The organism is Methylobacterium sp. 190mf (genome assembly GCF_900107945.1).
GTDB lineage: Bacteria > Pseudomonadota > Alphaproteobacteria > Rhizobiales > Beijerinckiaceae > Methylobacterium.
The window spans coordinates 312,040-324,286 of sequence record NZ_FNVI01000001.1 but is presented as its reverse complement, the minus strand read 5'-3'; the positions used below and the strand labels follow the sequence as shown (position 1 = coordinate 324,286).

Genomic DNA, 12,247 nt, shown 5'->3' with positions numbered 1-12,247 from the left:
TGGTCGAAGCCACGGCCCGCGGTTCAACGCCCCAGGCCGGAACCGGCTCCCGGCCGAGCCGGCATCGCCGCCAGCCCTCTTGGATCACCCCGGATCCGCAGCCGCCCTCAGAAGTCCCGCTGCACGCGCGCGCGCACCTGGATGACGTCGACGTGGCGGGCGGTCGAGACCGGGTTGGCGAGGTTGTTGACGTAGGCCGCGTTCTGGTTGGGATACCGGCCCAGGTCGAGGATGCGGCCGCTCTGCGGCCCGTAGCGCGTGTAGATCGCCTCGACGCCGATATCGAACTCCTTCACCGGCGACCAGATCAGGTTGCCGCCGACCACGAAGCGGTAGCTGTCCCGCAGGACCTGGCTCAGGTCGAAGAACCGCGTGCCGGGGGTGCCCGGCCCGGTCCCGGTCACGCCGAAATAGGCGCCCTGCGCCGCGCGGGCGCCGCGGGCGAAGCTCAGGGCGCCGTAGGAGCCGAAGAAGGCGGAGCGGACCGCGGGCGTCCAGTAGTGCAGCATCGCCGCCGTGAACGAGTAGCTCGTCGACAGCTCCAGGCGCTGCGTGAAGGGGTTGATCACGCCGTCGCTGAAGAACTGGGAGAAGGCCGCCCCCTGCACCGCGGTGGCCGATTGCGCCCAGGGGCCGTTATAGGCCGGCAGGCCGGTATACAGGGCGGTGCCCTCCCCGTAGGCGCCCTGCAGGTAGAGCGTGTCGCCGGTCGCTATCGCTGGCAGGTTGATCTTCACGCCCCCCTGCACGGCCCAGCCGAGGGCGGAGGCCGCGCCGCCCGGGGTGCGGTTGTTGCCCACCGAGACGGGCGCCCCCAGGTTGGTGCCGGCGAACGAGACGCTGCTGAGCAGGCCGTGGTTGACCTCGTGCACGGCCCCCGAGAGCTGCGCGGAGCCCCAGGACTGGTCGGAGCGCAGGACGCCGACGATGTCGGGCATGCGGCTGCGCTGGACCGTGTCCACGAAGCCCACCCCGGTCGGGCGGCCGGCGGCGTCGTAGCCGACGAAGACCGGGGCGACGGGGTTCCCGGGCGAGAGGATCGCGCCGGGATTCGGGAACGCCGAGGCCGCGGCGTTCTGGGACGCGTAGACCGGCGTGCGGCGGAATACCGGGTCCTCCATCGACAGCGAGGCGGACAGGCCCTTGCCCAGCGTCGCCGTGTAGGCGGCGAGGTTGGTCGAGGGATTGTCCGAGCCGATGGAGGCGACGATGAACTCGAAGTCGTGAGCGTAGAAATCGAAGAACGAGGAGGCGCGGCCGGCGGTGATGCCGGCGAACTGGATGAAGGCCTTGTCGACGTTGAACTGCTGCTGGGCCCGCCCGAACTGGTCGACGCCCAGGGCCGGGAAGGCGCCGCCGATCCGGTTCAGCGCGCCGGCATGCATGGTGGCGAAACCGGTCCGGCTCCCGGCGTCGAGGCGGAGGAAGGCGCGCAGGGTGCCGTAGGACGTCTGGGACCGGGCGTCGAGGTTGATCCGGAGGCGGCCCTGGTAGCCGCTGTAATCCCCCGGGGTGGCGGTCGCACTCCCCGAACGGCTGTAGGAAGGTTGGTAGGCGTACTCGTAGCGCGCGCGGCCGGAGAGGCGCAGGCAGGTATCGGTGCCGGGGATGAAGAAGAAGGCCTGGCCGTAGGCCGAGCAGATCCGCACGTGCTCGATGAGCTGCGATTTTCGCCGATCGGGAAGTTCCGCCGCCTCCGCCGGCAGACTCAGCAACCCCGCAACACCCGCCAGTACGCCCGTTGTCCCCCGCTTCGCACGATGTTTCCGGTACTCCGCACACACAACATGCATCGAATCGGCCATTCCACCATCCGCAAGTCCCCCTTCATGTCGGACGGATCGCGGAGCCGGATAATCCCAGAGCGATTTTCTCGGGCCTGTGCTCGGCTCGACTTGTCAGGATCTGTGGCGCACCCGCGGCGTTCCGGTGCCGCGTTGAGGCCGAAATCGGCCGCTGCGCCAAGTCCCTGGCGGGTTCGGGACCTTCGCCGAGACCGCACGATCGGGCCGCCCCGGCGCGGCTCCAGACGCCGCTCCGGCGCGGAACCGCGCCGGCGGATCGCGTCGTCGGCCGGACCGTTTCCCGCGCCACCGATGCCGGAAAGCAACGGATCGGCCCCGGTCCCGTGGCCGCGCCGTCCCGGCCGGCGATACGCGCCGCCCGCCCCGGCCGCGCCCCCGGACGCCTTGCATCCGCGCGCCCGGCGGGACACATCCCCTCACCCGGACGCGACACCCGCGCGCGACGGGACCCGACGGGAGAGACGATGACGGAGATCGGCCACGGCTTGCTCGCTCACAGGACCGGCGCGCCGGTGGCCGAGGCCCGGCCGCGACGCTTCAGCGTCCACGGGCAGGAGATCACCGACGACTACGCGTGGCTGAAGGCCGAGAACTGGCAGACGGTCCTGAAGGACCCGGCCGCGCTGCCGGAGGACATCGCCGCCTACCTGAACGCCGAGAACGCCTTCGCCGAGGCGGCGCTCGCCGGGAGCGCGGAGCTCCGGCGGCAGCTCGTCGCCGAGATGCGCGGGCGGATCCAGGAGGACGAGAGCGGCGTCCCCGAGCCGGACGGGCCCTTCGCCTACTACACCCGCCACCGCGAGGGCGGGCAGCACCCGCTGATCTGCCGGCGGCCGGCCACATCACCCGACGTGCCCGAGTCGGGCTTGGACCCGGACGAGACGATCCTCATCGACGGCGACCGCGAGGGTGAGGGCCTGCCGTTCTTCGAGATCGCCGCCGCGGTGCATTCCGACGACCACGCCCGGCTCGCCTGGAGCGCCGACACCAAGGGCTCGGAACTCTACACGATCCGGGTGCGCGACGTCGCCACCGGCCTCGATCTCGACGACCGGGTCGAGGCGACCTCCGGCGAGGCGGTCTGGGCCGCGGACGGCGCGAGCTTCTGGTACGTGGCGGTGGACGCCAACCACCGCCCCGCCAAGGTGATGCGCCACCGCATCGGCACGGGGCAGAGCGAGGACGAGACCGTCTACACGGAGGCCGATGCCGGCTACTTCGTCCACATCGGCAAGACGCAGTCCGGCGCCTTCCTCGACGTGACGGTGAGCGACCACGAGACCTCCGAGGTCCGGCTGCTCGACCGGCACGCGGAAGACGCCCCCCTGCGCCTCGTCGAGCCGCGCACGCCGCTGCTGATCTACGGCGTCGAGCACCGCGGCGACCGCCTGTTCATCCGCACCAACGCGGACGGCGCCGAGGACTTCAAGATCGTCACCGCGCCGCTCGACGATCCGGGCCGCGCCAACTGGACCGACCTCGTGCCGCACCGGCCCGGGGTGATGATCCGCCACCTGCACCTGCTGGCCGGCCACCTGGTCCGGCTGGAGATCGAGAACGCCAAGCCGCGGATCGTCGTGAGAGACCTCGCTGACGGCACCGAGCACAGCGTCGCCTTCGCCGAGGAGGCCTACTCCCTCGGCCTGCGGGCCGGGCTCGCCTTCGACACGGCCACGATCCGCTTCGTCTACTCGTCGATGACGACCCCGTCGGAGACCTGGGACTACGACTGCGCGGCCCGCACCCGGCTCCTGCGCAAGCGGCAGGCGGTGCCGAGCGGGCACGACCCGGCCGCCTACGTGACCCGGCGGCTCTTCGCCACCGCGCCCGACGGCGAGCAGGTGCCGATCTCGCTGCTGCACCGGCGGGACCTCGCCCTCGACGGCAGCGCGCCGCTGCTGCTCTACGGCTACGGCTCCTACGGCACGCTGATGCCGGCGGCGTTCCGCAGGAACCTGCTGAGCCTCGTCGACCGCGGCTTCGTCTACGCCATCGCGCATATCCGCGGCGGCACCGAGAAGGGCTGGCGCTGGTACCTCGACGGCAAGCGCGAGAAGAAGCCCAACACCTTCACGGACTTCATCGCCTGCGCCCGCGCCCTGATCGCGGCGCGCTACACCGCCGAGAAACGCATCGTCGCCCATGGCGGGTCGGCGGGCGGGATGCTGATGGGGGCTGTGGCCAACCTCGCGCCCGAGCTGTTCGCCGGCATCGTCGCCGACGTGCCCTTCGTCGACGTGCTCAACACCATGCTCGACGCGGAGCTGCCGCTGACGCCGCCGGAATGGCCCGAATGGGGCAACCCGGGCGAGAGCGAGGCCGCCTTCCGGACGATCCTGTCCTACTCGCCCTACGACAACGTCGCCGCCAAGGACTACCCGGCGATCCTGGCGCTCGGCGGGCTGACCGACCCGCGGGTGACCTACTGGGAGCCGGCCAAGTGGGTCGCGCGGCTGCGCGCCACCATGACGGGCGGCGGGCCGGTGCTCCTGCGGATCAACATGGAGGCCGGCCACGGCGGCGCCGCCGGCCGGTTCGACCGGCTGGAGGAGGTGGCGCTGATCTACGCCTTCGCGCTCATGGCGGTGGGGAAGGCGTAGAGCCGCCGCCCGTGCGGGCGCGGCGCTCCAAGGGGTGCTGCGCCTGAGGCCGTCACGCTGGCCAGCCCCACCCCCGCCCTCAGGACGCGGCCGGCCTCACGGCCGGGCCTCGGCCGGCGCCGGTGGCTGGGCAGCACCCTCCTCCGGGTTGCGCGGCCGCCTCGCCGCCTCCTCGGCGGCCTTGTCGGCGGCAGTCCTGTCCGCAGCGGCCTTCTCGGCCGCGGCCTTGAGGGCCGCCGCGCGGGCCCGATCCATCTCGATCCGGGCGCGGCGGCGCTGCCGCTCCACCTGGTCGGCCTCGGTCAGCTCGATCGTCTCCAGCTCGCGCTGCAGCACGAAGGCCGCGAGGCCGTTCGACAGGGTGCCGACGTCGAGCACCCGCTCGGGCGCGCCGAGCGGCCCGGTCAGGCCGAACTGGACCGCGGGCGGCCCGGCATTCCAGCCGCGGGGCACCGGGCCGCCCGCGAGCGTGCCGCGGGCGTCGAGGCGCCCGGCGCGCAGGTCGTAGCCGACGGTGCCGACCCAGCGGGCCGGCCCGAGATCGAGGTCGAACGGCCCGGCCCGCAGCACGCCCCCCACGATCGTGGCGGCGGCCCGGGCGGATCCGCGCGCCTGCGCGCCGCCCCGGGCGAGTTCCTCGGTGACGAGCGCCTGGAGCCGGCCCTCGCGGAGCGGGTCGTCCATCTCGGCCGCGCGGGCGAGAGCGCGGCCGAGCGCCGCGGGATCGGCCGCGGGCAGGCTCAGGTCCGTCAGGGTGAGCGCGCCGCTGCCCGAGAGGCTGTCGGCGAGGCCCGGCAGGGTCTCGGCCGTGGCGGCGAAGCGCAGGTCGGCACTCAGGCGGCCGCCGAACGGGCCGCCGGCCAGGGTGGGGAGCGCCGCGCCGTCGAGGCTGCCCGAGCCCGAGACCGAGGCGCCGGCCCCGAGCCGGGCGATCGTCACCGAGCCCGCGAGGCGGCCGCCGGCGAGCTTGCCGGTCAGGTCGCGCAGGGTCAGGCCCGCGTCGGCGAGGCCGAGGGCAGCGGTCGCGTCGGTGGCGACGAGGCCGCGGCCGAGATCCAGGCTGGCCACGCGGGCGTCGAGCGACAGGGCCGGGTGGGCGGTCGGCGGGCCGAACGCGCCGTTCGCCCCCGGCGGGATCACCAGGGCGGCCGCGAGCTGCGGGATCGACAGCCGGTCGAGGGCGAGGCGGCCGTGCAGGGCACCGCCTGCCGACCGCAGCAGCGTCCCGTTCACCCCCGCGCCCGCGACCGTGCCGGCGAGCGCGGCGGCGGCCTCGCCCTGCTGCCGCGACAGCGTGACGGTGAGGTCGGCCGGCCACGCGCCCGGTGCCAGGGTCGCGGCGCCGGCCAGCGTCAGGAACGGCGCCAGATCGGCCGTCTCGCCGCGGAGCGTGCCGCCGGTGGGGACGAAGTCGGGACCGACCAGGATCGGGCGGCCCGTGGCGAGGCGCAGGCCCGCGACCGTGCCGCTCGCCGTCAGGGCAAGGGACTGGCCGTCCGGCCGCTCGGCGGTCAGCCGAAGCTCGGCAGGTTGCTGCAGGCCGGCGAGGTCGGCGCGGCCGAACCACGGTCCGGCCCGCGGCGCCGTGAGGGTGGCGGTGCCGCCCTCGATCCGCGTGCCACGGCTCGCGAGCGTCAGGTCGAGGGTGCCGCCGCCGGCGCTGCCCCGGGCCTGGGTCCGCAGGGCCGCGGCCGCGCCGCCCTCCCGGTCGAGGGTGACGGCGAGGTCGAGGGGCGCGTCCCGCAGGAAGGCGGGCAGCAGGCGGATCTCGCCCACCCAGACCCGCTCGAGCAGGCCAAGCAGCGGCGCCGCCGCCGGCGCCTTGAGGCGCCCGGAGACGCGGCCGGTCCCGTCCGCGCCGATCTGCCCGGACAGCCGGGCGCTGGCGCCGGCGAGGTCGGTGACGTCGAGGCTGTCGACCGCCAGGCCGGCGCCGTCCGACTGGATCCGCGCCGCGATCGTGCCGGTACCGGAGCCCGCGGTGCCGAACCGGACGTCCTTCGCCTCGAGCGTCAGGGCGAGGTCGGTGTCGCGCAGGGTGCCGAGGGTCGTCCCGAGGGGCGGCAGGCCGGCGATGTCGAGGCCGGTGGCGCGGATCTGGGCCTCGAACCGCCCGCGCTCGGCGCCCTCGGCGGCGGTGTAGCGGGCGTTCCCGGTGATCCGCGCCGGCCCGAGGCCGAGGCGCATGTTGCGCAGGGATAGGCCGGTCCCGGCGGCCGACAGGTCGGCGGCGGCCTCGATCTTCCGCCCGTCGAGGAGCGCGACGAGCGGCCCCTCGGCGCCGAGGCGGCGCAGGTAGCGGCCGAGCGCCTCCGAGTCGGGGGCGGCGAGCGCCACCGGGCCGGAGAAGCGCAGCGGCGCCGTCTCGACCTGCCCGCTCGCCGTGACGGTGGACTCGGCCGGGCCGGTCACCGCGAAGCGGCGCAGCAGCAGGCCGCCGGCCCGCTCCAGGGTGCCGGTGAGGGCGAGGTTCGACCATTCCTCGCCGCCCAGCACGGCGCTGCCCACCGTGAGGTCGAGGTCGAGCATCGCCGGCAGGCTGCCCGTCGAGCGCGGCAGGCCGCGGGCGATCAGGTTCTGCCCCTCCGCCGAGGCCAGGAAGGCGTCGAGGTCGAGGCGGCGGGCGTCCAGGGTCAGGCCGGCGCGCCACTGGCGCAGGTCGAGCCGTCCGGTGCCGCCGAGCCGCAGGGCCCGGCCGCCGGGGTCGATGGCGAGGTCGACGGCCTCGAAGCGCACCTGCGTGCCCCGGGCCTTGAAGGTGCCGGCCAGCGAGAACGGCAGGTAGGCGCCGGCCGCCTGGGTCGGCGGCCCGACGACGAGGCGGGCGGAGCCCTCGGCCTCGACCTGGGCGCCGCCGGATTCGGCGGGGACGAGGCCGAACCGCGCGTCCGCCTCGAAGCGCGGCGTCGCGTCGCCGCCGCCGGAGATCTTGGCGGCGAGGCGCCCGTCCGGTCCCGGCGTGCCGCTGACCGCCCGGAACGGGACGCCGCCGCTCGTCCCCTCGATCCGCCAGGGCCCGACCAGGGCCGGCGCCTGCAGGCGCAGGTCCTGGACGTAGAGCTGGTCGGTCCGCCCGGTGGCGGGGACCTGCGTGGTGACGAGGAACTGCTGGATGTGCAGGTTCTCGATGGCGAGGTCGCGGTCGCGCAGGGCCCCGCCGAAATCGGGCGGCAGCTTCAGCGTGTCCGGGCCGGCGACCGGGAGCTTGATCTCGGCCCGGCCGATCCGGGTCTCGGTGAAGCGGAACTCGCCCTTGAGGAGCGGCGCCAGGGCGATCTCGGCCTTGACGAACCGGGCATCGAGGCTGGGGCGGTCCGGATCGGCGCCGAGGTGGAGGCGGTCGACGCGCAGCCGCGGCGACGGCAGCAGGCGGACCTCGATCCGGCCGTCGGTCCGGACCGGAACGCCCAGGGACCGGGCGAGCGCCCGCTCGACGAGCCCGCGATGGGCCTGCCAGTCGACGAAGGGCGGGACCGCGAGCGCCGCCACGAGAACCAGGATGACGGCGCACGCCAGCGCGGTCAGAAGATCACGCAATGGTCCCGTTCCGCACCATCTCTGCGCGAGGCCGCGACCTCACCGGGCCGCCGTGCCCCGCGTGCCCCCGCGAGTCAGTCGCCACGGCCATAGCACGATAAGCCGCCGGGGGCGCCAGCGGCGATGCCACGGTCCCGAGCGGCGGTCGGGGCACGCGCGAGGTTCCTCGGGCATCCCGGGCCCGCGGCCTATGGATCGCGCGATCGGCCGCGGAACGCGACCAGCCCGAAGGACGCGGATCACCCCGGCGCGGACAGCCGCGCTTCATGGCTCCGCGCCCCCGCCGCGGCGCGAACGGCCTCGACGCCGTTCGCGATTTGGTCCAGGGAAGCGGGATGCAGAACCGCCCGCATCCGCAACCCACCGGGGACGGCGCGCCCGCCACGTCCATCGCCGCCCGCGCCATGGGCGCCCTCCGGCGCGACGCGGCCGGCTACCTCGAGGGGCTCAACCCCGAGCAGCGCCGCGCCGTCGAGACCACGGAGGGCCCGGTCCTGGTGCTGGCCGGCGCCGGCACCGGCAAGACCCGGGTGCTGACCACCCGCATCGCCCACCTGATCGCCACCAACCGGGCGCGCCCCTTCGACATCCTGGCGGTGACCTTCACCAACAAGGCCGCCCGGGAGATGAAGCACCGGATCGGCGCGCTGATCGGGCCGGCCGGAGAGGGCATGCCGTGGCTCGGCACCTTCCACGCCATCGGCACCAAGATCCTGCGCCGCCACGCCGAGCTGGTCGGGCTGAAATCCGACTTCACCATCCTCGGCACCGACGACCAGCTCCGGCTGATGAAGCAGGTCATCGCCGACCAGAACGTCGACGAGAAGCGCTGGCCGGCCCGGGCCCTGTCCCACGCCATCGACGGCTGGAAGAACCGCGGCCTCGGCCCCGAGCAGGTGCCCCCGGGCGAGGCCTCGGCCTTCGCGTTCGGCAAGGGCGGCGCCCTCTACACCGCCTACCAGGCCCGGCTGGCGACGCTGAACGCCGTCGATTTCGGCGATCTCCTGCTGCTCTGCCTCAAGCTCTGGCGGGAGAACCCCGACGTCCTGGCCAATTACCAGGACCGGTTCCGCTACATCCTGGTCGACGAGTACCAGGACACCAACGTCGCCCAGTACCTGTGGCTGCGCCTCCTGGCGCAGTCCCGGAAGAACATCGCCTGCGTCGGCGACGACGACCAGTCGATCTACGGCTGGCGCGGGGCCGAGGTCGACAACATCCTGCGCTTCGAGCACGACTTCCCGGGCGCGGTGGTGGTGCGCCTGGAGCGCAACTACCGCTCCACGGGCCACATCCTGGCCGCCGCCTCCGGGCTGATCGCCAGGAACGAGAGCCGCCTCGGCAAGACTCTGCGCACCGACGACGAGCCGGGCGAGCGCGTCACCGTGACGGGCGCGTGGGATTCCGAGGAGGAGGCGCGGATGCTCGCCGAGTCGATCGAGTCCCTCCAGTCGAAGCAGCATCCCCTGTCGGAGATCGCCGTGCTGGTGCGGATCTCGGCGCAGATGCGCGAGATCGAGGACCGGTTCGTCCAGCTCGGGCTGCCCTACCGGGTCATCGGCGGCCCGCGTTTCTACGAGCGCGCCGAGATCCGCGACGCGCTGGCCTACCTGCGCGCCACCGTGAACGTCAGCGACGACCTCGCCTTCGAGCGGATCGTGAACACGCCCAAGCGCGGCCTGGGCGACGCCACCCTGCAGCAGCTCCACACCTACGGCCGCGCCAACCGGCTGCCTCTGCGCATCGCCGCCGCGCGCCTGTGCGAGACCGACGAGCTGAAGCCCCGGGTCCGCTCGACCCTGCGGGCGCTGACCGAGAGTTTCTCGCGATGGGCGCGGCTCGCGGAGACGCAGCCGCACAGCGAGGTCGCGCAGACCATCCTTGAGGAGTCCGGCTACACTGAGATGTGGCAGAAGGACCGCTCCGCCGACGCCGCCGGCCGGCTGGAGAACCTGAAGGAATTCGTCCGCTCCATGGAGGAGTTCCCCGACCTCGCGGCCTTCCTGGAGCACGTCTCCCTGGTGATGGAGGCCTCGGAGGCGGAGGGCGCCGAGCGGGTCTCGCTGATGACGCTCCACGCCGCCAAGGGGCTCGAGTTCGACACCGTGTTCCTCCCCGGCTGGGAGGACGGCCTGTTCCCGAACCAGCGCGCGCTCGACGAGAGCGGCCGGGCGGGCCTGGAGGAGGAGCGGCGCCTCGCCCATGTCGGGCTGACCCGGGCGCGCAAGCGCGCGAAGCTGTCCTTCGCGGTCAACCGGCGCATCCACGGCCTCTGGTCCTCGACCATCCCGTCCCGGTTCATCGACGAGTTGCCCGAGACGGCGGTCGACGTGGTCGAAGCCCCGGCGCACTTCTCCGCCGGCGCCTCGCGGTTCGACCGCAACCCGACGCCGTTCGGATCGAGCTACGGCACGCCGGGCTGGCAGCGCGCGCAGGCCAACACCGCGCCGGGCGGCCGGTCCGGGTTCGGATCGGGGTCCGGAGGCGGCTTCCGCTCGGCGGGCCCTGGGGGCCGGTCCGGGGGCCAGTCCGGCGGTCCCCGCCAGATCGAGGGCGAGCTGATCGCCAAGTCGACGGGTGCGCCCTCGGCCTTCCAGGGCGGCCAGCGGGTCTTCCACACCAAGTTCGGCCCCGGAACGGTCGCGGCGGTCGACGGCAACAAGCTGACCGTTGACTTCGACAAGGCCGGCCGGAAGATGGTCCTCGACAGCTTCGTCCAGGCCGGATCGAGCTAGTCCCGCCGACCAAGCCCGGACGTGTCAGGGCGGCAGGGTCGGCCGGCTTCGCCCGCGCGGGCGGGGAGGATCGCGACCGTGCCGGATGCCGCGTTACCGCGACACCACCGTCCCGAACCTGATGCATCCGCGCCAGCCGCGCGGCTTTTTCGAAGCCTCGCCACCGACCGTCACCCCTTAGTCACACCCGGCGCGCAATCGTCGGGCGCGAATCGCACTGGTGCGCCAGTTGCATCGCGTATTCGGCCGCGCACGGAACGTCGTGACGCTCTCCACAGGCGGACGAGCGCGGGGCGGAACCTTCGGCCGTGGGCCGGTATTAAGTTCCGCAAGCGAGTAGAACCGGGAGCAAGCAGGTAAACGGCAGTTCAGAGACAGATCCAGGTTGGCAAGTCCCGTTGGAGTGTACATCCATGAAGAGACGCCGCGCACGACTTGAACTGGTTGAAGACCGCACGTCCCGCATTCATCGCACACGCTTCGACGAAGAACGCAATCTCGCTCCCATCCAGCCGCTCACCGAACGCCAAGCCGAGTACCTCGACGCCCTCGCCCGCTCGCCGCAGGTCATCGTCCTGGGGCCCGCCGGCACCGGCAAGACCTTCATCGCCGGCACCCGCGCGGCGGACCAGCTCCGCCAGCGCCGCATCGCCAAGGTGGTCATCACCCGCCCGAACGTGCCCTCGGGCCGGTCGCTGGGCTACTTCCCCGGCACCCTGGAAGAGAAGATCGCCCCCTGGGTCGCCCCGCTCACCGAGGCCATGAAGGAGCGCATGGGCGCCGCCGCCTTCGAGATCGCTCTGAAGACCGGCGACATCGAGATCGTCCCCTTCGAGGTGATGCGCGGCCGGACCTTCAAGAACTGCCTCGTGATCCTCGACGAGGCGCAGAACACCACGATCAACGAGATCAAGATGTTCCTGACCCGCATCGGCGACGATTGCCAGGTCATCATCAACGGCGACGTCTCGCAGACGGATCTCCGCGAGACCTCGGGCCTGCGGACCGTCATGCACATGGTCAAGAGCCGGATGATGCCGATCCCAGTGGTGGAGTTCACCCGCAACGACATCGTCCGCTCCGGCATCTGCGCCGAGTGGGTGAAGGCGTTCGAGGAAACGAATCTCTAAATCGGAAGTTGATGGCGGCGGGTCCTCGCAGACCCGCCGTGCCGTCCCCCGGCACGAGACGACTCTCCGCACCTCCCATTCGGGAGGATGAACCGGGCGCCGAGCCCGGCCTTCAGAGAACTGGAGTCTCCTCGTGAGGAAACTGACCTTCGCCTTCGCCGTGCTGGCCTCGCTCGGCGGCGCCGCCCTCGTCCAGCCGGCCTCGGCCGCGCCCGCGATGCCCGGCGCCGTGTCGGCGCCCGACGCGGTGACGCATGCCCGGATGACTCCCATGGAGCGGCGCATGATGCATCGCCGCATGGAGCGGCGCATGATGCACCGCCGCATGGAGCGCCGGATGATGCATCACCGCATGCACCGCCGCATGCATCGCATGTGATTGAACGGCGGAGTGGGGTCTTCCGGCCCCGCTCCGCTCGCCCGGCCGGAACCGGGCGTTG

Annotated in this window: 6 protein-coding genes; 4 read left to right on the top strand and 2 right to left on the bottom strand. The window is 73.2% G+C overall.

Annotation, left to right across the window (positions count from 1 at the left end):
- Positions 1-107 precede the first annotated feature (107 nt).
- Positions 108-1,715, bottom strand: a complete 1,608-nt coding sequence (locus C4T42_RS01570; protein ID WP_020090936.1) for a porin — start codon at positions 1,713-1,715, stop codon at positions 108-110.
- Positions 1,716-2,269: 554 nt separating this feature from the next.
- Here C4T42_RS01570 and C4T42_RS01565 point away from each other — a divergent pair.
- A complete protein-coding gene (locus C4T42_RS01565) occupies positions 2,270-4,405 on the top strand; it encodes a S9 family peptidase (protein ID WP_103984630.1) in 2,136 nt (711 codons plus the stop codon).
- 96 nt (positions 4,406-4,501) lie between these two features.
- On the opposite strand, the gene C4T42_RS01560 is transcribed toward C4T42_RS01565, so the two are convergent.
- Positions 4,502-7,942: an AsmA-like C-terminal region-containing protein gene (locus tag C4T42_RS01560; RefSeq protein WP_020090938.1), complete on the bottom strand. Its 3,441-nt coding sequence runs from the start codon at positions 7,940-7,942 to the stop codon at positions 4,502-4,504.
- Between the two features lie 335 nt (positions 7,943-8,277).
- Between C4T42_RS01560 and C4T42_RS01555 the strand changes: the two genes are divergently transcribed.
- From C4T42_RS01555 to C4T42_RS01545, 3 genes are all read left to right on the top strand, one after another.
- Positions 8,278-10,677, top strand: coding sequence for a UvrD-helicase domain-containing protein (locus tag C4T42_RS01555; RefSeq protein WP_103984699.1), 2,400 nt, complete (start codon positions 8,278-8,280; stop codon positions 10,675-10,677).
- 413 nt (positions 10,678-11,090) lie between these two features.
- Entirely contained in the window at positions 11,091-11,807 is a 717-nt protein-coding gene (locus C4T42_RS01550; RefSeq protein ID WP_012321860.1) for a PhoH family protein, read from the top strand.
- A gap of 133 nt (positions 11,808-11,940) precedes the next feature.
- Positions 11,941-12,186, top strand: coding sequence for a hypothetical protein (locus tag C4T42_RS01545; RefSeq protein WP_103984629.1), 246 nt, complete (start codon positions 11,941-11,943; stop codon positions 12,184-12,186).
- The last annotated feature ends 61 nt before the right edge of the window (positions 12,187-12,247 follow it).

Bases quoted from the DNA above. Each gene is read 5' to 3' on its own strand.
- C4T42_RS01565 (WP_103984630.1), top strand. From the start codon at position 2,270: ATGACGGAGATCGGCCACGGCTTGCTCGCTCACAGGACCGGCGCGCCG.
- C4T42_RS01555 (WP_103984699.1), top strand. From the start codon at position 8,278: ATGCAGAACCGCCCGCATCCGCAACCCACCGGGGACGGCGCGCCCGCC.
- C4T42_RS01550 (WP_012321860.1), top strand. From the start codon at position 11,091: ATGAAGAGACGCCGCGCACGACTTGAACTGGTTGAAGACCGCACGTCC.